This window comes from Nonomuraea sp. NPDC049480 (assembly GCF_044465905.1).
Lineage (GTDB): Bacteria > Actinomycetota > Actinomycetes > Streptosporangiales > Streptosporangiaceae > Nonomuraea.
In genome coordinates this window covers 111,401-136,722 of the sequence record NZ_JBITMD010000002.1, presented here as the reverse complement: position 1 = coordinate 136,722, position 25,322 = coordinate 111,401, and the positions used below count along the sequence as shown (strand labels likewise).

Here is a 25,322-nt window from a genome sequence, read left to right as displayed (position 1 = left end):
GGACGGCGTGGTTTGAGCCGTAAAGTGCGGGGATGAGGTCGTATGACGTGGTCGTCGCCGGAGGCGGGCACAACGGGCTGGTCGCCGCCGCCTATCTCGCCGGGGCCGGTCGCCGCGTGCTGGTGCTGGAACGGTTCGACCACGTGGGCGGCCTGGCGATCTCGGCGCGGGCCTTCCCCGGCGTGGACGTACGGCTGTCGCGTTACTCCTACCTCGTCAGCCTCCTGCCTGCGCGGATCGTCCGCGATCTGGGGCTCGACCTGGAGTTGCGCCGCCGCCGCTATGCCTCGTACACCCCCAAGGGCGACACCGGGCTGCTGATCGACAACGAGGACGCGGCGCGTACCAAGGCCTCGTTCGGCGCCGTCACCGGCGGCGCGGCCGATCACAAGGCGTGGCAGGACTTCTACGGCATGACCGCGCGGGTGGCGCGGGCCCTGGCCCCCACCCTGCTCGAACCCCTCCGCGGCCCCGCCGAGATCGAGCGCCTGGTCGGCGCGGAGGCCTGGCGCGACCTGTTCCAGCGGCCGATCGGCGAGACCGTGGACGAGCGGTTCGGCGACGACACCGTACGCGGCGTGGTGCTCACCGACGCGCTGATCGGCACGTTCGCCGACCCCGCCACCGACCTGCTCGCCAACCGGTGTCTCCTCTACCACGTGATCGGCGACGGCACCGGCGAGTGGAACGTGCCCGTGGGCGGCATGGGCGCGGTGTCCGGGGCGCTCGAGGCGGCCGCCCGCCGGGCGGGCGCGGAGATCAGGACCGGAGCGGAGATCATCGGGATCTCGCCGTCCGGGGAGGTCGCGTTCGCGGACGCGGCGGGCGAGCACGCGGTGAACGGCGGCCACGTGCTGGTCAACCTGCCCCCGGCCGTGCTCGACCGGCTGCTCGGCAGGCCGGGGACCGTTCCCGAAGGGGCACAGCTCAAGGTCAACATGGTGCTCAGCCGGCTGCCGCGCCTGAAGGACGGGTCCGTGGACCCGCGGGCCGCCTTCAGTGGGACGTTCCACATCAACGAGGGACGCGACCAGCTCGCCGCTGCGTACGCGCAGGCGGCCGCGGGGGAGATCCCGGAACTGCCGCCGGCCGAGGTCTACTGCCATTCGCTGACCGACCCGTCCATCCTCGGGCAGGACCTGAGGGGCAGGGCCGAGACGATGACGCTGTTCGGCCTCCACATGCCCGCCCGGCTCTTCCGGAAAGATCCGGATGAGGCCCGTGAGGACGCCCTCCGCGCCACCTTCGCCTCCCTCAACGCCGTCCTGGCCGAGCCCATCGAGGACTGCCTCCTCCGGGCTCCAGACGGCACCCCGTGCGTGGAGGTCAAGACGCCGGTGGACCTGGAGAGGGACGCCGGCCTGCCCGGCGGCCACATCTTCCACACCGACCTGAGCTGGCCGTACGCCGAGGACGGCGCCGGCGATCGATGGGGCGGGTGGGGCGTGGAGACCGAGCACGAGCGCATCCTCGTGTGCGGCGCGGGCGCGCGCAGGGGCGGCGGCGTCAGCGGGATCGGCGGGCACAACGCCGCGATGGCCCTTCTGACCTGACCTTGTATGATTGCGTCGGCTTCGCGCACACGTCCAGCTCCGTAAGGTCTTCATAAATCCTGGACAACTGCCTTCATAGCGTTTTCATGATTTGCCCCTAGCGTTTGACCCATGAGTGAGCCCGCACGGTTGCTGGTAGTGGACGATGAGCCCGCGTTGCGCGAGGCGTTGCAGTCGAGCCTGGAGTTCGAAGGCTACAAGATCGTCACAGCCAACGATGGTCAGGCGGCGCTGGACGAGCTGGCGCATGAGTCCTACGACGCCGTGCTGCTGGACGTCATGATGCCCCGGCTCGACGGGCTGACCGCCTGCCGCAGGCTGCGGGCGTCGGGCAACCACATCCCCGTCCTCATGCTCACGGCCCGCGACGCGGTCGGCGACCGCGTGTCCGGGCTCGACGCCGGGGCCGACGACTACCTCGTCAAACCGTTCGAGCTGGACGAGCTGCTGGCGCGGGTGCGCGCCCTGCTGCGGCGCGGCGCGCTCAACGCGGGCGCCGCGGAGGGCGAGGACACGCTGACGTACGGCGACCTGCGCATGGACCTGACGAGCAGGGAGGTCACGCGCGGCGACCGCAGGCTCGACCTGACCAGGACCGAATACCTGCTGATGGAGCTGTTCCTGGCGCACCCGCGCCAGGTGCTGACCCGTGACCAGATCCTGAGCGAGGTGTGGGGCTTCGACTTCGAGCCGACGTCCAACTCGCTCGACGTGTACGTGATGTACCTGCGGCGCAAGACCGAGGCCGGGGGCGAGGCGCGCGTGATCCACACGGTGCGCGGGGTCGGTTACGTGCTACGGGCCACGCCGTGAAGTGGAGCAGTCTGCGCACCCGCCTCACGCTGCTCGTCACCGTCGCCGTGGCGCTGGCGGTCGCGGTCAGCGCAGGGGCGTGTTTCATGATCGTCCGGCATCAGGTCTACCAGCAGGCGGACCGGCAGCTCGGCCCCGAGCCGGGCAAGGACCCGCGTGGGCCGCAGCATTACCTTCAGGAGAAGTGCGATCCCGTCCCGAAGACGGAGGTGCACTTCGGGCCGATCCGCTCGACCCAGATCATCTACGCCGACGGCAGGCCTTCCTGCTATCTCGGGCCCGCGCTGGTGGTCACCGAGGAGGACCGGCAGGTGGCCGCCGGTAAGTGGAAAGACAATGATCACTATCACAACGGCCTCACCGAGGACGGCACGGAGATGCGGATCCGTACCGAGTACGTCGAGCCCGGCGTGGCCATCATGGACGCTGTGCCGCTCCGTGGAATTCGGAGCACCCTTCAGATGGTGGCGTTGATGCTCGGCGGCGTGGCCTTGCTCGGGATCCTGGTCGCGGCCACCGCCGGCCTGCTCATCGCCCGCGCGGCGCTGCGACCGGTGGGGCGGCTCACCAAGGCCGTCGAGCACATCGCGGAGACCGAGGACCTCGACACACGAATACCCGTCAAGGGCAACGACGAGATCGCCCGCCTGTCCTCCTCCTTCAACGCCATGACCACCGCACTGGTCAGCTCCCGTGAACGCCAGAAACAGCTCGTCGCCGACGCCGGGCACGAGCTGCGTACGCCGCTCACCACCCTGCGGACCAACATCGACCTGCTGCTGCGCAGCGAGCAGACCGGTCGCAGCCTCGACCCCGAGGCCAAGCGGCGCCTGCTGGTCAACGTGAAGGCGCAGTTCGCCGAGCTGACCACGCTGGTCGCCGACCTGCTGCAGCTGGCCAGGGGCGACACCGAGCACGAGCCGCACGTCGAGCTGGCCTTCCACGAGGTGGTCACGGCGGCGGTGGAGCGCGCCCGGCTGCGCGGCGCCGAGGTCGTCACCGACCTCACCCCGTGGTACGTCGTCGGCAGCGCCATCTCACTGGAACGCGCCGTGCTCAACCTCATCGACAACGCCGCCAAGTTCAGCCCCGACAGCCAGGTCGAGGTGTCGCTGTACGATGGCCGGCTGACCGTCCGCGACCATGGCCCCGGGCTGCCCGAGGATGAGCTGCCGCACGTCTTCGACCGGTTCTGGCGCTCGCCGTCCGCGCGTGGCCTGCCCGGATCCGGGCTCGGTCTGGCGATCGTGGCCCAGGCCGTGGCGGAGGCCGGCGGGAAGGTGAGCCTGGCGAACGCGCACGACGGCGGGGCGATCGCGACGATGGATCTCCCCGGAAGTCTCATTCGGCACTCAGATTTGGATAAGTCGTATTAAAGACCGAACCCTTGAGCTAGGCGCATGGAAACAACAGCAGTCAGGACGCGCCTGGTCGAGGTGGTCGTTCCGGTCTACAACGAGCAACGGGCGCTGCGCGCGAGCATCATCCGCCTCCACGCCTACCTCACAGGGAACTTCCCCTACGGTTTCCGGATCACGATCGCCGACAACGCCAGCACGGACAACACCTGGCAGATCGCCACCGAGCTGGCGGAGGCGCTGCCGCACGTACGGGTCATCCACCTCGAGGAGAAGGGCCGCGGGCGAGCCCTGCGCAGGGTCTGGTCGGAAAGCGACGCCGACGTCGTCAGCTACATGGACGTCGACCTGTCCACCGACCTGGACGCGTTCCTGCCGCTGGTGGCGCCGCTGCTGTCCGGCCACAGCGACCTGGCCATCGGCACCCGCCTGGCCAGGGCGTCGCGGGTGGAGCGGGGCCCGAAGCGGGAGTTCATCTCCCGCTCGTACAACCTGCTGCTCCGCTCGGTCATGGGGGCCGGGTTCTCGGACGCGCAGTGCGGGTTCAAGGCCGTCCGCACGGAGATCGCCCAGGCGCTGCTGCCGGGCGTCGAGGACGAGGAGTGGTTCTTCGACACCGAGCTGCTGCTGCTCGCCGAGCGGCACGAACTGCGCATCCACGAGGTGCCCGTGGACTGGGTGGACGATCCGGACAGCCGGGTCGACATCCCGCGGACCGCGCTCGACGACCTGCGCGGCCTGGCGAGGGTGACGCGCAAGACGTTGTCCGGCGCCGCGCGCATCCCCGTGCCCACCCGGGTGCAGCGGGCCGAGCTGCCGAAGGGGATGGCCAGGCAGCTGCCCCGGTTCGCGATCGTCGGGGTGATCAGCACGCTGGCCTACCTGGCGCTGTACTCGCTGCTGCGGCAGGTGGTCCCGCCGCTGGCCGCCAACGCGGTCGCGCTGCTGGTCACGGCCGTGGCCAACACCGCCGCCAACCGGCGCTTCACCTTCGGCGTCACCGGGCCGGCCGGGGCGATGCGGCACCAGCTCGAAGGGCTGATCGCGTTCCTCGTCGGGCTGGCGCTCACCTCGGGAAGCCTGTCGCTGCTGCCCGACGGGGTCTCGCACGGGGTGGAGCTGATCGCGGTCATCGTCGCGAACGCGGCCGCCACGCTCGTCCGCTTCCTTCTCCTGCGCGTGTGGGTGTTCAACCCCAAGCGGAGGGCCACGCGATGATCACGACTGAGACGCGGCCCGCGCACCGGGCCGCCGTGAACCGTGCCCTGCCCGCCCGCCTGTTCCTGGGCGCCGAGAAGGATCCCCGCTGGTCGCGCCCCGCGCTGTGGGCGGTGCTGGCGACCGCGTTCGTCCTCTACGCATGGGCGCTGAGCGGCAACGCCAACACGTACTACACCGCCGCCATCGTCTCGGGCACCCAGAGCTGGAAGGCGTTCTTCTTCGGCGCGCTCGACGCCGGGTCCTTCATCACCGTCGACAAGCCGCCGCTGGCGCTGTGGGTCATGGGTCTGTCGGCGCGGATCTTCGGCTACAGCACGTGGAGCATGCTGATTCCGCAGGCGGTGGCCGGCGTGGCCGCCGTCGGGCTGGTGTTCTCCGCCGTGCGCCGGGCCTTCTCCGGAGTACGGGCGGGGCACGCGGCCGCCCTCGTCGCGGCCGTCGTCATGACGCTCACGCCGATCACCGTGGCGATCAACCGGGACAACAACCCCGACACGATCCTCGTGCTGCTGCTGGTGCTGGCGGCCTGGTTCTGCCTGGAGTCGCTGCGGACGGGGCGGCTGCGGTCGCTGCTGCTCGCCGCCCTGTTCGTCGGGCTGGCGTTCAACGCCAAGATGCTGCAGGCGTACCTGGTGGTGCCCGCGTTCGCGGTGGCGTACCTGGCGTGCGCCCGGGTGTCCCGGCCGAAGCGGGTGGGCCACCTCCTGGCGGCGGGCGCGGTGCTGGTGGTGTCCAGCGCCTGGTGGATGGTCATCGTGGACCTGTGGCCGGCCGCTTCGCGGCCCTACATCGGCGGCTCGACGGACAACTCCGTCTGGGACCTGGTGATCGGCTACAACGGCCTCGGCCGGATCTTCGGCCAGGGCGGCGCGGCCGGCGGTGCCGGCGGAGGCGCCGGCTTCGGCGGGGAGTCCGGAGCCGGTCGGCTGTTCAACGAGATCATGGCCGGCCAGATCTCCTGGCTGCTGCCGTTCTGCGTGGCGGCGCTGGCGTTCGCCGTCGTGATGCGGCTGCGCCGGCTCGGTGAGGGGCCGTCGGGGGCGGCGTGGCTGGTGTGGGGCGGCTGGCTCGTCGTCCACTACGTGGTGTTCAGCTTCTCCAGCGGCACCTTCCACCCGTATTACGCGACCGCAATGGCGCCCGCCGTGGCCGCGCTGAGCGGGATGGGCGTGGTGGTCATGTGGCAGGCGTACCGGCGGTCGCGGGCCTGGGCGTGGGCGCTGCCGCTCGCGGTGGCCGCGACGGGCGGCTGGTCCTTCGTCGTGCTGCGCCGGACGCCCGACTGGGCGCCGTGGCTGGCCTGGGTCGTGCTCGGGGCGACCCTGGTGGCCGTGGCGGTGCTGGTCCTGGCCCGGGCGCGGGCGCAGATCACGCTCAGGGTGGCGGCGATCGCGCTGGCGGCCGCAGTGATCGCCGGGCTGGCGGGGCCGGCCGCGTACGCGGTCACGCCGCTGCAGTCCCAGGTGAACGGCGCCAATCCGACGGCCGGTCCCTCCACGGGCGGCATGGGCGGGTTCGGGCGCCCTGGAGGCATGCAGGGCGGCCAGTTCCCCGGCCGCGCGAACGGCCAGCGACCTCCGTCCGGATTCACGCGCGGCGGGCCCGGGGGCGGGGTGAGCGACTCCATGGCCAAGTACCTCGTCGCGAACCAGGGCAAGGCCACCTGGCTGGTCGCGGTGAGCAGTGCCCAGCAGGCGTCCTCGCTGATCCTGTCCACCCGCAAGCCGGTGATCGCCATGGGCGGCTTCACGGGCAGCGACCCGGCCATGACGGTGGATCGTCTGAAGGAGCTCGTGTCGTCTGGTCAGCTTCGGTATGTCATGCCCGGTGGCGGTGCCGGCGGCGGTCCCGGGCGGGGGGATCCGGAGGTGACGAGCTGGGTTCAGGAGAACTGCGCGGCGGTGGACGGACAGGACGGTCTATACGACTGCACGGCGTAATTGCGCAAGGGGCGCCGAGCTTGTCGGCGTCCCAAATTTTTTCGCTTCGATATAGGCGGATGAGTCCGGATTTAATGCCGCGATATGCCCTTTGAGCTGGGGAAACTTCTTTCGGTTCCGATGCGAAACGGCGATCGGAGGGGTATCTTCGAGGCGTCAAGAACGAGGAAGACCGGAGATCGGATATATCCCCGGTCCCCCTCACCCCCCAAAGTAAGGGAGGACTACCTTGAGCTTCAAGGAAATCTGCTGTGAGCTCGGCACGGCGTTGGACAACGAGTTCATCCGGGTCCGGGCAGACCAGGCCGAACTGGGACAGGAGCTGACCGAGCGAATCAACGGCGTGGCGAACCACGTCAAGGTCCTCGACGGCAAGGTCACCAAGCTCGACGAGCGGGTCACCCGGGTCGAAGACAAGGTCGACAGCCTCGAAGCGAAGATGGAAGCCCGGTTCGAGCAGGTCGACGCCCGGTTCGAGCAGATTGACGCCCGGTTCGAGCAGATTGACGCCCGGTTCGAGCAGATTGACGCCCGGTTCGAGCAGGTCGACGCCCGGTTTGACCGGCTGGAGACCAAGGTCGTCGGCCTGCAGAGCGGTCAGACGGAGATGATGAGCATCCTCATCGCCATCCAGCGCAAGCTCGACGTCGACCGGCCGGACGTCGACTCGGCCAGCGTCAACTAGATCGCGCCCCATGCCGAAGAGCGGGCCCGTCCGAGTCGCGGGCCCGCTCTTCTCATGAGCGTTTTCGGTCTTGACAACGATTTCAGGCCGCTTCTTGATGGTGTTATGGCCGCACCCCTGCTCGACGCTCGCGGGATCACGAAGAGCTACGGCCAGGTCGAGGCGTTGCGCGGCGCGGTTTCACGTTGCTGCCCGGCGAGGTGGTAGCGCTGATCGGCGACAACGGCGCGGGCAAGTCCACGCCGGCGAAGATCCTGTCAGGAGCCGAGCGCCCGGACGAGGGGACGATTGAGATCGACGGCGCGGCCGTCGCGTCCGGGTCCGTCGAGGAGGCCAGGACCGCCGGGATCGAGACGGTCCAACAGGACTTCGCGCTCTGCGCCGGCCTCAGCCCCGAGCAGCAGAACATCAAGATCTTCCTGGTGGACACGGTGGTGGAGGACCAGGCATCGGCCTGTCCAGGATCAGCACCGACCACCTCAAGGGCGGTGCGGCGGCGGCCAAGGCGCTGTCGGAGTAGATCGGCGGCAAGGGCAAGGTGCTGGTGATCTCCACCGACCCGGGCGTCAGCACCGTGGACGCGCGCATCAAGGGCTTCGAGGAGGAGATCAAGACGAACCATCCGGAGATCGCCCATCTCGGCGTCCAGTACTCGCACGACGACGTGAGCGAGGCGTCCAGGACCGTCAGCGCGGCGCTGGCGAAGGACCCGGATCTGGCCGGGGGTGTTCGCCACGAACCTCAACTCGGCCACCGGCGCGGGGTCGACGCTGCGGCAGGCCGGCGAACTCGGCGAGGTCAAGATGGTCGGCTTCGACGCCGGCCCGGCGCAGGTCAAGCAGCTCGAGGACGGTGTCGTGCAGGCGCTGATCGCCCGGCTACCCTCCTACAAGGCGGGGTGCTGATCCGCGCGGTCAGGCGGGCAGCGCCGCCAGCAGGAAGGCGAGGCGGGCGGCGGCGGACTCCACGTCCTCGGTGGTGCCCAGGCGGTAACCCCACGACGTGACGAACGCGCCCTCCTCCGAGCACGTCACGGTCTCCGCGAGGGTGGCCGAGAAACGGTTGCGAACCGCTACGTACGCCGGATCGCTGGACAGAGCCAGACTCTGGACGGACAGGTCGGCGTGACGACCCGCATGCCAGGCGAACCGCTCGAGGCTGAGCGCGGTATCAAGCATCTTGCGTCACCTCCGCAACGTCTCGCGCCAGAATTGCACGATCTTGGGGGAGGAGGCAAGCAATTGCTGCGGTTAATGTGAGTTTTGTTTCCGGTAAGCGTGAAGAATGCGAATCATGACCTCTCGTCCGCCCTCGTCGAACTCGGCCACTTTCGCATAGTCGTCGAACGCCTGGACGTAGAAGGCGATGTCGTCGGGATCCCGCATGACCAGGTCTTTGGTCATCGTGGCCACGCCCACCATGGCCTCGTTGTAGATCCAGAACCCGTTGATCGGCGCGGACGGCAGTTCCGTGCCGAAGGGGATCACGCCGAACTCGACGTTCGGGAGCGTGCTCACGGCCAGCAGCCGGTCGAGCTGGCCGCGCATGACGTCGGCCGGGGCCAGCATGGTGTGCAACGCCGTCTCCGGCACCACGAACCTGAACGTCCTGCTGCGGTCGTACAGGATCTCCTGCCGCTGCATCCGCACCCGCACCGCCGCGTCGATCTGGTCGGCGGCGCTGTAGAGACGCTTGACCTTGCGGAAGACGTGCCTGGCGTACTCGGCGGTCTGCAGCAGGCCCATGACGATGCCCGGCTCGAAGGCGCGGAACAGCTTCGTGCGGGCCTCCAGGTCCCGCATGTCCTCCTGGATGGCGGCCAGGCCGCTGCGGTAGCGCTGCTTCCAGCTGTCGTGCCGCTCCTGCAGGGCGAGGGCCTGCCTGATCAGCTCGTCCGTCGTGTCGGGCGCGGCGTCCACGGCCTGCGCCCACACGACCACGTCGTCTTCGGAAGGGGTCTGCCGGGCGTTCTCCAGCCGCGAGACCTTGGACGGCTGCCACCGCACCCGCTCGGCCAGCTCTTTGCCCGACAGGTGGGCGGCCTCGCGCAATTGGCGTAGCTGGCCGCCCAGGTCGATGCGCGCCTGCTGAAACGACGTCACGCCGCAAGAGGCTAGTCTCGCTTGCGGCGATCATGCCAGCCCCAGGCGCAATTGTGATCAACCGGTTGCCGTAGGTGTTCCTGTGCTGGTCGGGAAAGCGGTTGCCGCCCCCTCGGGCAGGACCCGGCGGGCGATTTCGGTGATGAGCTCTCGGGGCACCTCGACCGCGGTCTCGCCGTCGAGGACGTCGCGGAGGTCCGCGAGCGCCTCGGCGTCGGTGACTTCGAGGCCCTGCACCACGATGGTGCCGCGGTCGGTCTCGTACAGGGTGGGACAGGCGCCCGCCTCCGAGGTGGAGCCGAGGAACCGCATGCGCATGACGATCCTTCCCCGAAAATACGTAGAGCAATTGCGCGCAATTGTACGTCGCATAGGGAAGTATATGATCGTTTTTCCGGAAGTTCCGGGAAAACGTGATATTCGGTCAGTCGAGAACGCCGTCCATGAACTCCCGCGCCCGTTCGAACAGCCCCAGCGTCGTCGCGTGCAGCAGGTCCCCGATGTCCTTGGGCGCCTTGCCGGCGAACGCCCGGGCGTGCGTGCCCTCCAGCACGATGCCGAGCTTGAAGCAGGCCATCACCGCGTACCAGCCGATGGCCGACATGTCGCGCTCCGACAGGGCCGCGTAGTAGGCGACGAGCTTCTGCGGCGACGGCAGCCCGGGCACGTGGCCGTTGTTGGACGGCCAGGTCGCCAGCAGCCAGCCCAGGTCGAGCAGCGGGTCGCCGATGGTGCACATCTCCCAGTCCACGATCGCGGCCACGCGCGGGCCGTCGCAGGCGAACATGAGGTTCGCGAAGTGGTAGTCGCCGTGCATGATCCCCGGGGTGAAGGACCGGGGGAGGCGCTCGGTGAGCCAGCCGGCGGTCTCGCGCAGGCCGGGGATGTCGGGGCCGGGGTAGCCGTCCAGGTCGGCGTAAGAGTCGAGCTCCTTGAGCCAGCGCGGCACCTGCCGCTCCAGGAACCCCTCGGGCCGGCCGAAGCCCGGCAGCACGCCCGGATCGACCCGCCCCAGCTCGGCCAGCGCCGCGGCGGCCTCGAACCCCATCCGATGCCTGATCGCCGGGTCGGAGGCGTGCGGCTCCGGCAGTCCCGTCGACGGGTTGAACCCGTCCACCGGCTCCATGAGATAGAAGACCGGCTCGCGCGCGGTCTGCGCGGCCACCAGCACGGGCGCGGGGACGGGTGTGCCGCGCAGCGCCGCCAGCAGCCGGGCCTCGCGGCGCAGCACCTCGTTGCTCTTCTGGCGGGCGTGCAGGGGCGGGCGGCGCAGGATGTACGCGCGGCCGCCGCGCTCGAGGCGGACCATGACGTTCTGCGTGCCGCCCAGGACCGGCGCCACCTCCGTGATCGGGCCGCCGGGCAGCCCCTCGGCGTCCATCCACGTGCCGAGCGCGTCGAAGTCGATGGCGTTGACGTCGATGTGCGTAGAGGTCATGTACCACCCTTTGGCAGAACGTTATTCTGGCGGCGACCCTATGAGAGCGCCGTGGACACGGTCAACCAAGGGCCTGCATGAACGGCAGGAACTGACGGGCCTGATCGCCGGGCAGGTCGCCACCCCGCACCATGCGCGTGACCCGCCACGCCTCGGTGATGCCGTGCTCGCCCGCCCACTTGATCATGGACTCGTGGGAAAGGCCGAAGTCCATCCGCACCTCGCCGCCCACCTCCAGTGCCAGGTCGCCGATCAGCGCCCGCGCGGTCTCCTCGTCCCGGGCCACGACGGGGCCGATGACCGTGTTGTCGTCGTTGCGCCAGCAGTGGCCGTAGCCGCCGCCGGAGATCCTGACCTGCTCGCCGAACGTGAACATCCGCCGCAGCACCGCGGACCTGTCCGTGCCGAACAGCTCGGCGTCGAGCGCCAGGATCGTGCCGAGGTCGTCCGGGGTGGCGCGGCGGGTGCGATTCGAGGGCTCGCCGGTGAAGACACCCCCGTGCTTGGCCGCCGTCCCGGCGGTGCGGAAGCCGAGCCGCTCGTAGAGGGGGCGGCCGTACTCGGTGGCGTACAGCGAGACGGTCCGGGTCCCGGCCCGCTCCAGCACGTGCTCCATGAGCCGGCGGCCCAGCCCCATCCGGCCGAACCTGGAAGCCGTGAGGACCATGCTGATCACCGCGTGGTCGTCGCCGTAGCGTGTCAGGATGTTCGTCGCGGCCAGTCCGTCGCCGTCCGGGGCGTCGAAGCCGTACGGCTCGCCGACCTCGAACAGCAGGCGCCACTTGTGGCGCTCGGGCAGCCAGCCGCGATCCTCGGCCAGGCGGGCGCAGTCGTCCAGGTCGTCCAGGGTGAGACGGCGAGGGGTCATAGGAGACATCTTTCTCTATAGGGGATGCTGATCTCAAAGTGATTGCCGAGGGCGGGGAGGGGATGGCCGGGGTGGAGTGCGTTGCTGCGGTAGACGTCGGCGGAACCACCATGAAAGGCGGACTTGTCGCTCGTGACGGGACGATCCTCTACACCGAGCGCCGTCCCACGCCCCGCGCCGAAGGGGCCGACCGGGTGATCGCCGCCATTTCCGCCTTCGTCTCCGACCTGTGCCGGCCGCGGGCCGGGACGCGGCCGGCGGCCGTGGGGCTGGCGGTGCCCGGGCTCGTCACGGACACGCACGCGGTCTTCTCGGCCGCCTTCGGGTGGCGGGACGTCCCGGTCTCCGCGTTCGCGGACGTGGACCTGCCCGTGGCGCTGGGACACGACGTGCGCGCCGCTGGGGAGGCCGAGCTGGTCTACGGGGAGGGCGGCGAGGACGTGCTGTTCCTCCCGATCGGCACGGGCATCGCGGGCGCGGTCGTCCTGTCCGGCTCCCTGTACGGCGGCACGGGTGGCTGGGCCGGGCAGATCGGGCACATTCCGGTCCGGCCGGACGGGCTGCCGTGCGGGTGCGGGCAGCGCGGCTGCCTGGCGGCCTACGCCTCGGCCGGGGCCATCGCGGCCCGGTGCGGCGAGACCTCGGCCGAGGACGTCCTCCGCAGGGTCCGGGAGGGGGACGACGCGGCAGGGGCGGTGTGGGGGGAGGCGGTCGATACGCTCGGGCTGGCGCTGGCCACGTACACGTTGCTGCTGGACCCGGCGCTGATCGTCATCGGCGGCGGGCTGTCCCTGGCGGGCGACGCCCTCCTCGATCCGGTACGCGCCCGGCTGCGGGAGCGCCTCGCCTTCCGCCCCGCTCCCGGCCTGCGGGCCTCACGCCTCGGCGGACAGGCCGGGCTGCTGGGGGCGGGGCTGCTGGGATGGCGGGCGTGATCCCGGTGCTCAGAGCAGCGCGGCGGGAATGTCCATGACCTGGGCGCGCAGCTCCTCCCCGAGGGCCTTGGCCTGCGGGTCCATGCGCGGGCTCGCCGCGACGCCCCTGCCGAGCAGGCCGTGGACGACGAAGTTGAGCGCCTTGATGTTGGGCAGTTCGTACCGGTCGATCCGGTACGACGCCAGCGCCGGAAGCAGCCCCTTGAGCTCGGCGACCGTCAGCCGGCCCGCCAGCCAGTCGTAACGGCCGGCAGTGTCGGCCCACACCCCCAGGTTCGCGTTGCCGCCCTTGTCACCCGACCGGGCGCCGGCGATCCGCCCCAGCGGTGCCCGCACCGCCGGCCCGCCGTCCCCGGGCGTCCGCACCCGCTCCCGGCGTCCCGGGGCCGGGAGCGGGCACGCGGCCACGGCGGCAGGCGGCGAGGCGCCGAAGGTCAGCTCGTCGCCGTTCACGAACACCCGTGGCCGGACCTCGGAGGACGGGACGAGCGCCGGCCAGTACACCCCGTACGGCGAGGCGTCGCCCGGCGGGGTGAGCCCGTAGAAGCCCGGATAGCTGGCCAGGCCGGTCTCCACCACGGCCGCGGAGAAGGCCCGGCCGGCCGTGTGCCGGTCGGCGTCCATGACCGTGATCCGCAGCAGCCCCGAGTCCGTGAGCGTCACGTCCACCTGGTCGAACGACTCGCGCGGGACCCGCGCCCAGATCGCCTCCTCCGCCACCCGGGCCTTCGCCTCGACGTCCAGGCCCGTCAGCACCAGCGTCATCGTGTTGCGGTATCCGGCCAGGTAGTTGACGGCGACCTTGAGCGTGCCGGGCGGCGGCTCTCCCCGGACTCCCGACACCAGCACCCGATCCGGTCCGTCCTCCGTCAGCGTGATCGTGTCGAACCTGGCCACCACGTCAGGACCCGGATAGCGCGGCCCGGCGATCTCGTAGACGAGCTGCGCGGTCACCGTGCCGATCGAGACCATGCCGCCCGTGCCGGGATGCTTGGTGATCACCGCCGACCCGTCGGCCCGCAGCTCGGCGATCGGGAAGCCGCAGTGCGCCAGGTCCGGAACGTCCTGGAAGAACGCGTAGTTGCCCCCGGTCGCCTGGCAGCCGCACTCGATGACGTGCCCGGCCACGACCGAGCCCGCCAGCGCGTCGAGATCATCGGGACCCCAGCCGTACCGCCAGATGCCCGGCCCCGTGACCAGCGCCGCGTCCGTCACCCTGCCGGTCACCACCACGTCCGCGCCCGCCGACAGCGCGGCCGCGATGGGGCGGCCGCCGAGGTAGGCGTTGGCGGTCAGCGGGGTCGCGTCGAGCTTCTCGCCGGTGTCGGCGTTGACCAGGTCGAGCGGCCGGCCGGTGAGGTCGTCGCCGATGACGTGCGCGACATTGGGCGACAGGCCCAGCCGCGCGGCCAGCTCGCGCACGGCCTCGGCACAGCCGGCCGGGTCCAGGCCGCCGGCGTTCGAGACGATCTTGATGCCTTTGTCGAGGCAGGGGCCGAGGACGTCCTCCAGCTGGCGCAGGAACGTCGGAGCGTAACCGGGGCGGCCTTTGAGGCGGTTACCGGCCAGGATGAGCATGGTCAGCTCGGCCAGCCAGTCCCCGGTGAGCACGTCGATCGGGCCGCCCTCGACCATCTCGCGCGCCGCCGAGAGCCGGTCGCCGTAGAAGCCGCTGCAGTTGGCGATCCTGAACGTCATGGCGACGCCCACTTCGGCAGCCGTTTCTCCCAGAACGCCGCGATGCCCTCCTGCCCCTCCTCCGAGGTGAACCGCTCGGCCGACAGCTCCGTCATCCGCCGCAGCCCCTCGTCGAACGGCAGCCCCGGAACCTCCCTGACCAGCCGCTTCGTGATCGCCAGTGCCTCCGGGCCGCCCTTGATCAACATTTCGGTGTAGTGCGCGACGGTCGCGTCCAGCTCGTCCTCCGGCACTGCCCGCGTCAGCAGCCCGATCTCGGCCGCCCTGGCGGCATCGAAGACCTCGCCGGTCAGGAAGTATTCGGCCGCCGCCCGGGGATCGACCCTCCTGAGCACCGGCACGGAGATCATGGCGGGCGCGACGCCGAGGCGTACCTCCGTGAAAGCGAACGACGCCGGCAGCGGCGCGATGGCGAAGTCGGAGCACGCCACCAGCCCCAGGCCTCCCGCCCGCGCGGTGCCGTTGAGGCGGCAGACGACCGGCTTCGGGCTCTCCCAGAGCAGCGTGAAGATCTCCGGGAGCGCCCCCGTCACCGGAGCGCCCGCGGCCCGCTGCTCCTTCAGGTCGGCGCCCGAGCAGAACACGGTCCCGGTGGCGGTCAGCACGATCACCCGGCACCCGGGTTCGGCGAGCGCCCAGGTGAGCCGGTCCTTGAGGTCGGCGAGCAGGCGGACCGACAGCGCGTTGCGGTTGGGCGGCGAGTCCAGCGTGATGGTGGCGACGCCGTCCGCCAGCTCCTGCTGCACGAGGCTCGTCATCGATCTTCCTCCTGGATGATGGCCAGTACGGCGCCCGCCTCGACCTGCTGTCCCTTCTCGACGTGCACGCCGGAGACCACGCCGTCGGCCGGGGCGATGATCCGATGCTCCATCTTCATCGCCTCCAGCACCAGCACCGGCCGGCCCTTCGACACGCGCTCGCCGGGTTCCACCTCGATCCGCAGGACGCTGCCCGGCATGGGCGCCAGCAGGGAGCCGGGCGCGACGTGCTCGACGGGCTCGGGCAGGCGCGGGACCGGGGTCAGCTCGGCGTGTCCGCCGGCGTGGTCGACGTGGACGGGGCCGTCCTCGTCGTACTGGGCGATCTCGAACGTCTGCCGTACGCCGTCGCGCTCCAGCACCACCTTGTCCGGCTCGGCGCTGATCGCCGTGACGCCCTCGGGCAGCGGATCGTAGACGACGTCGGTCTCCTTGAAGTGCGCGCGGCGGGGCTGGGAGCGGACGTTGCGCCAGCCGCTCGGCATGCCGGCCAGCACGGGGGCGCGGCGGCGGTTGGCGGCGGCCATGGCCAGGGCCGCGGCCAGCGCGGGCAGCTCGCCGATCGGCTCCGGCCCGTCGGCGTGAACGGGACCGTCCGGGGCCAGCAAGCCGGTGTGGGTGTCACCCGCCTCGAATTCCGGATTTGTCAGGATTTTCAGCAGCAAATCCCGGTTGGTGGTGAGGCCGTGGAGCCGCGCCCGGCGCAGCGCCGCGACCAGTTTCCGTACCGCCTCCGCCCGGGACGACCCGTGCGCGATGACCTTGGCCAGCATCGGGTCGTAGTACGGCGAGACCACCGATCCGGACTCCACCCCCGAATCCACCCGCACATCCCCGGTGATCTCGAACCGCTGCAACACCCCCGACTGCGGGAGATAGCCGGCGTCCTCCGCATAGAGCCGCACCTCCACTGCATGCCCGGACGGCTCCGGAGGAACCGGAGGCAACGCGGCTCCTTCGGCCACCTCCAGCTGCAGCCGCACCAGATCCACCCCGTGGACCAGCTCGGTGACCGGGTGCTCGACCTGGAGCCGGGTGTTCATCTCCAGGAACGCCACCCGATCCGCCTTGACCAGGAACTCCACCGTCCCGGCCCCGACGTACCCGATCTTCCTGGCGGCCCTGATCGCGGCCGCGCACAGCCGCTCGCGCAGCTCGGACGAGACCCCGGGGGAAGGGCACTCCTCGACGACCTTCTGGTGCCGCCGCTGGATGCTGCACTCGCGCTCGCCCAGCGCCCACACGGTCCCGTGCGCGTCGGCCAGCACCTGCACCTCGATGTGCCTGGCCCGCTCCAGCAGCGGCTCGGCGAACACGGCCGGATCCCCGAACGCCGCCTCCGCCTCCCGCCGCGCCGAGGCGACCTCCCGCGCCAGCTCCCCGACCTCGCGCACGATCCGCATGCCCCGCCCGCCGCCCCCGGCGGACGCCTTCACCAGCAGCGGGAACTCCCCGGGTGCGGCCACGTCGAACGAGGGCAGCACCGGGACCCCGGCCTCCGCCATCAGCCGCTTCGCCGCGATCTTGGAGCCCATGGCCTCGATGGCCGCCGGCGGCGGGCCCACCCAGGTCAGCCCTGCCGCCAGCACCGCCCGCGCGAAGCCGGCGTTCTCCGACAGGAAGCCGTAGCCGGGATGCACCGCGTCCGCCCCGGACGCCCGGCAGGCCTCGATGATCCGGTCGACGGCCAGGTAGGTATCGGACGGCTTGGCGCCGCGCAGCCGTACCGCGAGATCGGCCTCGGCCACGTGGGGCGCGTCCGCGTCGGGGTCGGAGAAGACGGCGACCGTTGAGATGCCGAGCGACCTGCAGGTGCGGAAGACGCGGCGGGCGATCTCGCCCCGGTTCGCGACGAGCAGACGGGTGATCATGGCCGGAACACCCCGTATCCCGCCGCCGGCGGCACCGCGGCGCTGTTGATCGCCGACAGGCACATGCCCAGCACCGTGCGCGTGTCGCGCGGATCGATCACCCCGTCGTCGTAGAGCCGCCCCGACAGGAAGAACGGCAGCGACTCGGCCTCGATCTGGGCCTCCACCATGGCGCGCATCGCCGCGTCGGCCTCCTCGTCGTACTCCTGCCCCTTGGCCTGCGCCGAGGCCCGCCCCACCAGGGACAGCACCCCGGCCAGCTGCGCGGGGCCCATCACCGCCGACTTGGCGCTCGGCCAGCTGAACAGGAAGCGCGGGTCGTACGCGCGCCCGCACATGCCGTAGTTGCCGGCGCCGTACGAGGCGCCCATGACGATCGTCAGGTGCGGGACGGTCGAGTTGGCGACCGCGTTGATCATCATGGCGCCGTGCTTGATGATGCCGCCTTGCTCGTAGTCCTTGCCGACCATGTAGCCGGTTGTGTTCTGCAGGAAGAGCAGCGGGGTGCGCGACTGGTTCGCGAGCTGGATGAACTGGGTCGCCTTCTGCGACTCCTCGCTGAACAGCACGCCGCGCGCGTTCGCCAGCACGCCCACCGGGTAGCCGTGGATCCGCGCCCACCCCGTCACGAGGGAGGCCCCGTAGAGCGACTTGAACTCCTCGAACTCGCTCCCGTCCACCACCCTGGCGATCACCTCGCGCGGGTCGAACGGCACCTTGAGGTCTTCCGGCACGATGCCGAGCAGCTCGTCCGCCGGATATCCCGGCTCCCGCGCGGCGTGTGGCACGACACCCTGCTTGCGCCAGTTGAGCGATCGTACGATGCGCCGCCCGATCCTGAGCGCGTCGTGCTCGTCCTGGGCCAGGTAGTCGGCCAGGCCGCTGATCCGGGCGTGCATCTCGGCGCCGCCCAGCGACTCGTCGTCCGAGTCCTCCCCGGTGGCCATCTTGACCAGCGGCGGGCCGCCCAGGAACACCTTGGCGCGTTCCCGGACCATCACCACGTAGTCGCTCATGCCGGGCACGTACGCGCCGCCGGCCGTGGAGTTGCCGAAGACGAGGGCGACGGTCGGGATCCCGGCCGCCGACAGTCTGGTCAGGTCCCGAAATATCCGGCCACCCGGGATGAAGATCTCCTTCTGCGTCGGCAGGTCCGCACCGCCGCTCTCGACGAGGTTCACGTACGGGAGGCGGTTCTGGAGTGCGATGTCGGCCGCCCGTAGCGACTTCTTGAGCGTCCACGGGTTCGACGCGCCGCCGCGTACCGTGGGGTCGTTGGCGGTGATCACGCACTCGACGCCCTCGATCACCCCGATCCCGGCCACCATGCCGGCCCCGACCTGGAACTCGCTGCCCCAGGCGGCCAGCGGCGACAGCTCCAGGAACGGCGAGTCCGCGTCGACGAGCAGCTCGATGCGCTCTCTGGCCAGGAGCTTGCCGCGGCGGCGATGCCGCTCGACGTATTTGTCGCCGCCCCCGGCCACCGCCTTGGCATGCTCGGCGTCGAGCTCGGCCAGCTTGGCGAGCATCGCCTCCCGCCGCCTGCGCCAGTCCTCGCCGGCCGGATCGAGCCTGCTCCTGATCATTGGCCGCCCTCCGTAGTTGACGCCGGCGTCAACCCGATGGCCCGCGCCCACAGCCGCGTCAGGTGCTCCACGGCCCGCTCCTCGTCGGCCTGCTCCCCGAGATCCAGCCAGACATGAGCGAAATGCTCCACCATCCCACCCAGCATGACGGCGGTGAGCCTCGGATCCAGCGACCGGTCCGCCAGCCCCTGCTCCTGCAACCGCCGCAGCCCCTCCGCGCCGCGCCGCACGAACACCTCGCGCAGCTCCAGCAGCAACCGCCCGAACCGGCCGTCGGCGACCGCCGCCTGCTCCAGCATCCTGACCAGCCGTGAGTTCGCGACCCAGGCCCGCAGGTAGAGCCGGTTGGCCGCCTCGATGCGCGCGTACGGGTCGCCGGAGGCGGCGTCCCCGACGACGCTCGCCGCGAACATCTCCCCGACCACCGCCTCCGCCACCTCGCCGAACAGCGCTTCCTTGGAGTCGAAGTAGGTGTAGAACGACCCATGGGACACCCCGGCCCGCCGGCACACGTCGTCGATCCGCACGGCGTCATATCCGTGCTCCTCGAACGCCTCACGCCCGGCCTGCAGCAACGCGGCCCGCGTCCGCTTGCCCCTGGAGGTCAGGACTGGGGAGGATCTGACGATCACGTCAGCTACGGTAGCCGTCAGATCGCGCCGGTGGAAGGGGAAGCGGCCGCGGGCCGAGAACGCGTACTACTTGCAGTGGCTCCAGCCCGACTTCCAGCTTTTCTCCGCCCACGAACCACCCCAGATCACGCACTTCTTGGCCGCCGCCAGACGGACCGGGCCCGCGTAGGCGGTGAAATTGCCCGGGTTCTGGCCGCTGGAGCCGCCCTTGACCTGGAGGGTCGCGTTCATCTGCACCCTGCGTGGATATACGAAGCGCGACATCGTGACCACGCAGTTCTTGCGGGCGCCGGCGTTGTACAGGAGGTACACCGTGGCATCGAAGCCCAGAGCGCGGGATGCCACGACCTTGTAGCCGGCACCGCAGACCGCGGTCGGCTTGTACGGGTTGGGCTTCGAAGGGGCGTTGGTGGGCTTGGTCGTCGGCTTCTGAGTCGGCTTCACGGTGGGCGCGTCCGTGCCCACCGGGGGAGTGGTCGGCGCTGAGGTCGGCTCCGTTTCCGGATCGACCGCATTCGTCTTCTTTTTCTTGCTCGGGGTGGGGGTCGGCGAAGGCTCGGCCCTCTTCGTCGTGGTCTGAGGTTTCGGCTCGCCGGTGTGAACAGGGACCGTCGGAACCGAGGCGACCGGCTGCTCGGTCTGCTTCTTCCTCGGCTTCTTGGTCTCCTCGGTCACTTCGACGTCGAGCGTGGGCTCCGGCACAGAACTGTCCGTGGGGACCACCGGGGCGGGGGTTTGCTCGGTTGACGGCGGCTCGCCCGGTTGACCGGCGCCCGAGCCGTCGCCCGGAGTGGACTGGGTCGAACCGTCCACGGCGACGACCGTGACCGGCTTGCTGTTCGCCTGCACCACGGCGACGCCGGCGACCACGAGCAGCGCCGCGGCGGCGGCCCCGGACAGGGCGAGAGTCATGGTGCGCCGCTGCCTGCCGGGCGCGCCGTCACCCGGCGCCGGAGTCCCGCCCTGCCGACTCTGCCCACCCTGGCCATGAGGGCCGACCGGCGTGCCAGGTCCGCCGGCGTTGCCGGGTCCGCCAGGTCCGTTCGACCCGCCGTGCCCGCCCTGGAAGGGCCCGTGGGCGGGCATGCCGGACGCGGCGCCTTGGCCGCCGCCGGTCGGACCGCCCTGAACGCCGCCGCCGTGCGGAGCGGCCGCGTGCGGGCCGCCGGCCGGCATCGCGGGCTGCGGGCCGCCGCCCGCTCCGGGCATCCCGGCATGAGGGCCATGAGAAGGCCCGGGCTGCGGGCCGCCGGCCGCTCCGGGCATCCCGGCATGAGGACCATGAGAAGGCCCGGGCTGTGGGCCGCCGTGGGAAGAGGCGCCCGCGGGTCCGCTCCCCATGGGGGAGGCGCCCTGGCCGGGGCCGGGCTGCGCGGCCGCGGCCGGGCGGCCGTAGGGGCCCGTCTGCGGAGGCGCCGTGGGCTGGGGACCGGTCGGCTGCGTCCAGGGGCCAGGGTAGGCGTCCTGGCCCGGCTGAGGGCCGCCACCCGCCTGAGGGGCGGTGCCGGGAGGGTTGGCGGCGGCTGCTCCGGCGTTGGCCGCGCCAGGGAGCTGCCGGCCCGCTACCGGTTCGATAGCCGACTTCGGGGCCGGTTGACCGGTGAGGCGGAGGACGAGGTCGTCGGCGGTCGGACGTCGCGCCGGGTCCTTGGACAGGCAGGCGGCCACCAGCTCGCCCAGCTCGCCCTCCATCGCCCCGAGCTCCGGCTCCTCGTTCAGGATCCGGTTCATCACCACGGGAATGGAGTCCGCCCCGAACGCGGGCTTGCCGGTGGCGGCGAACACCATCGTGACGCCCCACGCGAACACGTCGGCCGCCTCCGACACCGGTGCGCCGCTGAGCTGCTCAGGCGCCAGGTACGACGGCGTCCCCATGGCCATGCCGGTGGCCGTGGCGCCCGGGGAGTCCAGGGCGCGGGCGATGCCGAAGTCGATCACGACGGGCCCCTCGGGGCCCATGAGCACGTTGGCGGGCTTGAAGTCGCGGTGCAGGATCCCCGCGCGGTGGATGGCGGCCAGCGCGGTCGCGGTGCTGATCGCGAGCCGTTCCAGCGCCGCGCCCCGTCGCGGACCCTCGTTGATGACCAGCTCGCGCAGGGAGGGCCCGGGGACGTACTCGCTCACGATGTACGGCCGGCTCCCGTCCAAGTCGGCGTTGAGCACGGGAGCGGTGCAGAACCGGGCGACCCGCTGCGCCACCGCCACCTCGCGCAGGAACCGGGTCCTGGCGTCGGCGTCGGCCACCAGGGCGTGGTGCAGCAGCTTGACCGCGGCCTGTTCCCCCGAGTCACTCTTGCCCAGATAGACAACGCCCTGGCCGCCCTCGCCGAGCCGGGCGACGATGTCGTACGCCCCCAGCCGTCGCGGGTCGTCCGCCGCCAACGGCTGGAACTGATTCACGTCGGACCCCCATCACAACCCAATAGATGAGGCAAAACGCTACCAGCGTGACGCTTGGGGCGTCTGCCGGACGTGTCAGAAGTTTCGTCTTTTGACGAGGTGAGTCAGTCTCGCGCCGCAGGTCGTGTACGTCGCGACGCCCAAGGTCACGGCTTGGTCAAGCCCTCGGCGGCCCGCCGGTCAGATCGCCTTGCCGGGGTTCAGGATGCCCAGCGGGTCGAAGACCGCCTTGATGCCCCGCTGCACCTCCGCCGCCACCGGCCCGGCCTCCATCGCCAGCCACCGCTGCTTGAGCAGCCCCACCCCGTGCTCCCCGGTGAGCGTGCCGCCCAGCTCCAGCGCGTGCGTGAACACGTCGTCCGCCGCCGCCCACACCTCGGGAGGCGGCTCCACCGTCCCGCGGTCGAAGATGAAGACCGGGTGCAGGTTGCCGTCCCCGGCGTGCGCGACCGTGCAGATCTTCACCCCGTGCCGGACCGCGGCCGCCTCGATGGCGATGATCATCTCGGGCAGCACGGACCGCGGCACGCACACATCCTCCACCAGGCACGCCCCCAGCCGCTCCTTGGCGTCGTACGCCATCCTGCGCAGCCCGATCAGCTCCTCGGCCTCCTGCGGGCTGGACGACACGGCCACGAACGAGGCGCCGTTCTCCATGCAGATGCGCTCCATGCGCTCGGCCACCGCCTGCCCGTCCACCGCGTCGGACTGGCCGATGAGCATGGCCGTCGTGCCCGCCTCCAGCCCGAAGGTGCGCATGTCGTCGATGGCCTCCAGCGTGGCCCGGTCGAGCAGCTCCATGAGCGACGGCTGGCAGCCGGCCGCCATGATCGCCGACACGGCCGCGCCCGCGTCCCTGAGCGAGCCGAACTCGGCCGCGAACGTCGCCGGCGGGCCGGACGGCGCACGGCGCAGCCGCACCGTGGCCGCGGTGATCACGCCCAGCGTGCCCTCCGAGCCGACGAACAGGCCGGTCAGGTCGTAGCCGGTGACGCCCTTCATGGTGCGCCGGCCGGTGTTCAGTATCCGGCCGTCGGCCAGCACGACCTCAAGGCCGAGCGCGGAGTCCCTGGTCACGCCGTACTTCACGCATCGCAGTCCGCCGGCGTTGGTGGCCAGGTTGCCGCCGATCGTGGAGATCTCGTACGACGACGGGTCCGGCGCGTACATCAGCCCGTGCTTCCTGGCGGCCCGGTCCAGGTCGGCGGTGATGACGCCGGGCTCGACGACGGCGATCTCGTCGGCGGGGGAGAGCTCCCTGATCGCCGTCATCCTGGCCAGCGACAGGATGATCGCGCCGTCACCGGCGACGGACGCGCCCGCCAGGCCGGTGCCCCCTCCCCGCGGCACCACCGGCACCCGGTGCTCGCTCGCCCACTTCATCGTGGTGACCACGTCGTCGCGGGAGGCCGCGAGCACCACGCCGAGCGGCTTTCCCGGCTCGAGGAACGTCCGGTCGCGGGCGTAGGAGTCGATCACGTCGGGGTCGGTCAGGACGCGGCCATCGGGCAGGGCGTCCATCAAGGCATCGATCGGTCTCACATCATGCACCCTACGGTTTGCACAGAGTGCTCCTTAAGGACAAACTGCCCAGGTGGAAGTCAGGTGCCCGGTGTGTTCGGAGACCGACCAGGTCGTAGCGGTCCCGGGAGCGGTCGCCGCGGGGACCACGTACAAGATCGGGAGAGTCAGGTTGCCCGGTACGCGGGAGGTCGCCGACCTGCCGATGGCCGCGACGCTGGGCGCGTCGAAACATGTCATGAGCCGGACGCAGCTCGCGGTCTGGTTGTCCTTCCCCAGCCGCCACTACACGCCGTGGACCAGGAACCAGGGCTACATCCTGCTCGGCGCGGCGGCCCTGGTCCACCTGGTCGTGTCGCTGGTGATCGCGATGGGGCAGGACCCGAAGTGGGGCGAGGTGCTGCTCGCCCCGTTCTGCCTGACCGGCCTGTTCTGGGGGCTCGGCCTGCTGAACGTGATCGGCTCGTACGGCGCCCGCAAGCGCGACAACCATGAGGCCCCGGCCAGGGAGAAGGCCCTGACCGTCTGGGAGAACCTCTATTACTGCGCCCGCGACAACGTCGTCTACGAGCCGGGGGTCGGCGTCTCGTTCCATCCGAGCGAGACGCGCGAATACATCTTCGGCTTCCGCGGCTCGCGTTAGCCCCGCGTTAGCCTTGCTCCAAGGGAGCGGACCAGGCGGACGCAGACGGCCAGGCCCTCGATGGCCTGCTCCAGTTCGTCCAGCTCAGGGTAGGTCGGGGCGATCCTGATCGTGCGGTCGTCCGGGTCCGCGCCGTACGGGTGCGTGGCGCCCGCGGGCGTCAGCGCGATGCCCGCGGCCTTGGCCCTGGCCACCACCTCGGCCGCGTGCGGCACCTCCAGGCTGATGAAGTAGCCGCCCTTGGGGCTCGTCCAGGTCGCGAGGTCGCCGAGCCGCTCGGTCAGCACCTTGTCGACCAGCTCGAACTTCGGCCCGATCAGGTCGGCGTGGCGCCGCATGTGCGCGGCGACGCCGGCGCCGTCACGCAGGAACTCCACATGCCGGAGCTGGTTGATCTTGTCGGGGCCGATGGACTGCTTGGCGGTGTTGTGCAGGAACCACTTCACGTTCGCCGGCGAGGAGCCGAAGAACGACACGCCCGCGCCGGCCAGCGTCACCTTGGACGTGGAGGCGTAGACGAACACCCGGTCGGCGTTGCCGTGCCCGGCGGCGAGCGCCAGCAGGTCGGCCAGCTCGGCCGGGGTGTCGGTGAGGTGGTGCACCGCGTAGGCGTTGTCCCAGAAAATCCGGAAATCGGGGGCGGCGGTGGTCATGGTGGCCAGCCTGCGGACCGTCTCGTCGCTGTAGACGATGCCGGACGGGTTGCTGTACTTCGGCACGCACCACATGCCCTTGACGCTCGCGTCGGCGGCGACGAGGCGCTCGACGACGTCCATGTCGGGGCCGTCGGCGGTCATCGGCACCGGGACCATCTTGATCCCGAACCGCTCGCAGATCGTGAAATGCCGGTCATAGCCGGGCACCGGGCACAGGAACGTGACCTCCGGCTCCTCCACCCAGCGGCGCTCGGCCCCCGGCATCGGGGTGAGCAGCGCGTGCACCACCGTGTCGTGCATGAGCGCCAGGCTGGCGTTGCCGCCCACGACGAGCTGCTCGGCGGGCACCTGGATCAGCGGCGCGAACAGCTCGCGCAGCTCCGCCAAGCCCTGCAGGTTGCCGTAGTTGCGGCCGTCGGTGCCGTCGGCCGCCCGGTAGGACGCCGGCAGTTCGAGCATGTCGTCGGAGAGGTCGAGCTGGCGCGGTGACGGCTTGCCCCTGGTGAGGTCGAGCGAGAGCCCGCGCTGGACGAGGGCGTCGTAGTCACGCTGAGCGGTCACAGAGATCTCTCCTCCGAATCGGTCCGAGACCGTAAGGATAGAAGACCGTGCGGGAGGGGCCGGTCATCATCCGGCATGTGGGA

23 protein-coding genes are annotated in these 25,322 nt (G+C 70.9%); 10 read left to right on the top strand and 13 right to left on the bottom strand.

Translation table 11 applies throughout. The features are described from left to right. The first annotated feature begins 32 nt into the window (after positions 1-32). From ACIBX3_RS06075 to ACIBX3_RS06040, 8 genes are all read left to right on the top strand, one after another. On the top strand, positions 33-1,553 hold the full coding sequence (locus tag ACIBX3_RS06075; RefSeq protein ID WP_397113636.1) for a phytoene desaturase family protein: 1,521 nt from the start codon (positions 33-35) through the stop codon (positions 1,551-1,553). Between the two features lie 111 nt (positions 1,554-1,664). Then, the gene (locus tag ACIBX3_RS06070; protein WP_397113634.1) at positions 1,665-2,366 is read left to right on the top strand and encodes a response regulator transcription factor; all 702 of its coding nucleotides are present in this window, start codon (positions 1,665-1,667) and stop codon (positions 2,364-2,366) included. Next, a complete protein-coding gene (locus tag ACIBX3_RS06065) occupies positions 2,363-3,742 on the top strand; it encodes a sensor histidine kinase (RefSeq protein ID WP_397113632.1) in 1,380 nt (459 codons plus the stop codon). Before ACIBX3_RS06070 ends, ACIBX3_RS06065 begins: the two co-directional genes overlap by 4 nt. Positions 3,743-3,766: 24 nt before the next feature. Further along, complete coding sequence (locus tag ACIBX3_RS06060) at positions 3,767-4,942, top strand: glycosyltransferase (RefSeq protein WP_397113630.1); 1,176 nt, start codon at positions 3,767-3,769, stop codon at positions 4,940-4,942. Further along, positions 4,939-6,885, top strand: coding sequence for an ArnT family glycosyltransferase (locus ACIBX3_RS06055; protein WP_397113628.1), 1,947 nt, complete (start codon positions 4,939-4,941; stop codon positions 6,883-6,885). The genes ACIBX3_RS06060 and ACIBX3_RS06055 overlap by 4 nt, the downstream gene beginning before the upstream one ends. A 229-nt stretch (positions 6,886-7,114) precedes the next feature. Next, the gene (locus ACIBX3_RS06050; protein WP_397113626.1) at positions 7,115-7,570 is read left to right on the top strand and encodes a hypothetical protein; all 456 of its coding nucleotides are present in this window, start codon (positions 7,115-7,117) and stop codon (positions 7,568-7,570) included. 185 nt (positions 7,571-7,755) lie between these two features. After that, positions 7,756-8,118, top strand: a complete 363-nt coding sequence (locus ACIBX3_RS06045) for an ATP-binding cassette domain-containing protein (RefSeq protein WP_397113624.1) — start codon at positions 7,756-7,758, stop codon at positions 8,116-8,118. Positions 8,119-8,295: 177 nt separating this feature from the next. Continuing rightward, positions 8,296-8,475 carry a hypothetical protein gene (locus ACIBX3_RS06040; protein ID WP_397113622.1) on the top strand — a complete coding sequence of 60 codons (180 nt, stop codon included), beginning with the start codon at positions 8,296-8,298 and terminating at the stop codon, positions 8,473-8,475. Positions 8,476-8,484: 9 nt separating this feature from the next. On the opposite strand, the gene ACIBX3_RS06035 is transcribed toward ACIBX3_RS06040, so the two are convergent. The 5 genes from ACIBX3_RS06035 to ACIBX3_RS06015 form a co-directional block, all read right to left on the bottom strand. Further along, positions 8,485-8,748 (bottom strand): hypothetical protein, encoded by a 264-nt coding sequence (locus tag ACIBX3_RS06035; RefSeq protein ID WP_397113621.1) that lies wholly within the window; start codon positions 8,746-8,748, stop codon positions 8,485-8,487. 72 nt (positions 8,749-8,820) lie between these two features. Next, positions 8,821-9,672, bottom strand: coding sequence for a helix-turn-helix domain-containing protein (locus ACIBX3_RS06030; RefSeq protein ID WP_397113619.1), 852 nt, complete (start codon positions 9,670-9,672; stop codon positions 8,821-8,823). A 57-nt stretch (positions 9,673-9,729) separates the two neighbouring features. After that, complete coding sequence (locus ACIBX3_RS06025; RefSeq protein ID WP_397113617.1) at positions 9,730-9,990, bottom strand: hypothetical protein; 261 nt, start codon at positions 9,988-9,990, stop codon at positions 9,730-9,732. A gap of 106 nt (positions 9,991-10,096) precedes the next feature. Continuing rightward, the gene (locus ACIBX3_RS06020; RefSeq protein WP_397113616.1) at positions 10,097-11,110 is read right to left on the bottom strand and encodes a phosphotransferase family protein; all 1,014 of its coding nucleotides are present in this window, start codon (positions 11,108-11,110) and stop codon (positions 10,097-10,099) included. A gap of 61 nt (positions 11,111-11,171) precedes the next feature. Then, complete coding sequence (locus ACIBX3_RS06015; protein ID WP_397113614.1) at positions 11,172-11,978, bottom strand: GNAT family N-acetyltransferase; 807 nt, start codon at positions 11,976-11,978, stop codon at positions 11,172-11,174. A gap of 62 nt (positions 11,979-12,040) precedes the next feature. On the opposite strand from ACIBX3_RS06015, the gene ACIBX3_RS06010 reads away from it, so the two are divergent. Beyond that, on the top strand, positions 12,041-12,913 hold the full coding sequence (locus ACIBX3_RS06010) for an ROK family protein (RefSeq protein WP_397114980.1): 873 nt from the start codon (positions 12,041-12,043) through the stop codon (positions 12,911-12,913). 9 nt (positions 12,914-12,922) lie between these two features. On the opposite strand, the gene ACIBX3_RS06005 is transcribed toward ACIBX3_RS06010, so the two are convergent. The 7 genes from ACIBX3_RS06005 to ACIBX3_RS05975 all read right to left on the bottom strand — a co-directional run bounded on the left by ACIBX3_RS06005 (position 12,923) and on the right by ACIBX3_RS05975 (position 23,400). Further along, complete coding sequence (locus ACIBX3_RS06005) at positions 12,923-14,611, bottom strand: acyclic terpene utilization AtuA family protein (RefSeq protein ID WP_397113612.1); 1,689 nt, start codon at positions 14,609-14,611, stop codon at positions 12,923-12,925. Then, positions 14,608-15,369: an enoyl-CoA hydratase-related protein gene (locus ACIBX3_RS06000; protein ID WP_397113610.1), complete on the bottom strand. Its 762-nt coding sequence runs from the start codon at positions 15,367-15,369 to the stop codon at positions 14,608-14,610. The genes ACIBX3_RS06005 and ACIBX3_RS06000 overlap by 4 nt, the downstream gene beginning before the upstream one ends. After that, positions 15,366-17,240, bottom strand: coding sequence for a biotin carboxylase N-terminal domain-containing protein (locus ACIBX3_RS05995; protein WP_397113608.1), 1,875 nt, complete (start codon positions 17,238-17,240; stop codon positions 15,366-15,368). The genes ACIBX3_RS06000 and ACIBX3_RS05995 overlap by 4 nt, the downstream gene beginning before the upstream one ends. After that, complete coding sequence (locus ACIBX3_RS05990) at positions 17,237-18,826, bottom strand: acyl-CoA carboxylase subunit beta (RefSeq protein WP_397113606.1); 1,590 nt, start codon at positions 18,824-18,826, stop codon at positions 17,237-17,239. The genes ACIBX3_RS05995 and ACIBX3_RS05990 overlap by 4 nt, the downstream gene beginning before the upstream one ends. Next, a complete protein-coding gene (locus ACIBX3_RS05985; protein WP_397113604.1) occupies positions 18,823-19,458 on the bottom strand; it encodes a TetR/AcrR family transcriptional regulator in 636 nt (211 codons plus the stop codon). The genes ACIBX3_RS05990 and ACIBX3_RS05985 overlap by 4 nt, the downstream gene beginning before the upstream one ends. A 66-nt stretch (positions 19,459-19,524) precedes the next feature. Continuing rightward, complete coding sequence (locus ACIBX3_RS05980; protein WP_397113602.1) at positions 19,525-21,858, bottom strand: protein kinase; 2,334 nt, start codon at positions 21,856-21,858, stop codon at positions 19,525-19,527. 180 nt (positions 21,859-22,038) lie between these two features. After that, the gene (locus tag ACIBX3_RS05975; RefSeq protein ID WP_397113600.1) at positions 22,039-23,400 is read right to left on the bottom strand and encodes an FAD-binding oxidoreductase; all 1,362 of its coding nucleotides are present in this window, start codon (positions 23,398-23,400) and stop codon (positions 22,039-22,041) included. A gap of 70 nt (positions 23,401-23,470) precedes the next feature. Between ACIBX3_RS05975 and ACIBX3_RS05970 the strand changes: the two genes are divergently transcribed. Continuing rightward, positions 23,471-24,022 carry a hypothetical protein gene (locus ACIBX3_RS05970; protein WP_397113598.1) on the top strand — a complete coding sequence of 184 codons (552 nt, stop codon included), beginning with the start codon at positions 23,471-23,473 and terminating at the stop codon, positions 24,020-24,022. On the opposite strand, the gene ACIBX3_RS05965 is transcribed toward ACIBX3_RS05970, so the two are convergent. Beyond that, the gene (locus ACIBX3_RS05965) at positions 24,019-25,239 is read right to left on the bottom strand and encodes an aminotransferase class I/II-fold pyridoxal phosphate-dependent enzyme (RefSeq protein ID WP_397113596.1); all 1,221 of its coding nucleotides are present in this window, start codon (positions 25,237-25,239) and stop codon (positions 24,019-24,021) included. The genes ACIBX3_RS05970 and ACIBX3_RS05965 overlap by 4 nt on opposite strands. Positions 25,240-25,322 lie beyond the last annotated feature (83 nt).

Bases quoted from the DNA above. Each gene is read 5' to 3' on its own strand.
- ACIBX3_RS06055 (WP_397113628.1), top strand. From the start codon at position 4,939: ATGATCACGACTGAGACGCGGCCCGCGCACCGGGCCGCCGTGAACCGT.
- ACIBX3_RS06000 (WP_397113610.1), bottom strand. From the start codon at position 15,369: ATGACGAGCCTCGTGCAGCAGGAGCTGGCGGACGGCGTCGCCACCATC.
- ACIBX3_RS06015 (WP_397113614.1), bottom strand. From the start codon at position 11,978: ATGACCCCTCGCCGTCTCACCCTGGACGACCTGGACGACTGCGCCCGC.
- ACIBX3_RS06025 (WP_397113617.1), bottom strand. From the start codon at position 9,990: ATGCGCATGCGGTTCCTCGGCTCCACCTCGGAGGCGGGCGCCTGTCCC.
- ACIBX3_RS06005 (WP_397113612.1), bottom strand. From the start codon at position 14,611: ATGACGTTCAGGATCGCCAACTGCAGCGGCTTCTACGGCGACCGGCTC.
- ACIBX3_RS06075 (WP_397113636.1), top strand. From the start codon at position 33: ATGAGGTCGTATGACGTGGTCGTCGCCGGAGGCGGGCACAACGGGCTG.
- ACIBX3_RS05990 (WP_397113606.1), bottom strand. From the start codon at position 18,826: ATGATCAGGAGCAGGCTCGATCCGGCCGGCGAGGACTGGCGCAGGCGG.
- ACIBX3_RS06020 (WP_397113616.1), bottom strand. From the start codon at position 11,110: ATGACCTCTACGCACATCGACGTCAACGCCATCGACTTCGACGCGCTC.
- ACIBX3_RS06070 (WP_397113634.1), top strand. From the start codon at position 1,665: ATGAGTGAGCCCGCACGGTTGCTGGTAGTGGACGATGAGCCCGCGTTG.
- ACIBX3_RS05995 (WP_397113608.1), bottom strand. From the start codon at position 17,240: ATGATCACCCGTCTGCTCGTCGCGAACCGGGGCGAGATCGCCCGCCGC.
- ACIBX3_RS06035 (WP_397113621.1), bottom strand. From the start codon at position 8,748: ATGCTTGATACCGCGCTCAGCCTCGAGCGGTTCGCCTGGCATGCGGGT.
- ACIBX3_RS06060 (WP_397113630.1), top strand. From the start codon at position 3,767: ATGGAAACAACAGCAGTCAGGACGCGCCTGGTCGAGGTGGTCGTTCCG.
- ACIBX3_RS06010 (WP_397114980.1), top strand. From the start codon at position 12,041: ATGGCCGGGGTGGAGTGCGTTGCTGCGGTAGACGTCGGCGGAACCACC.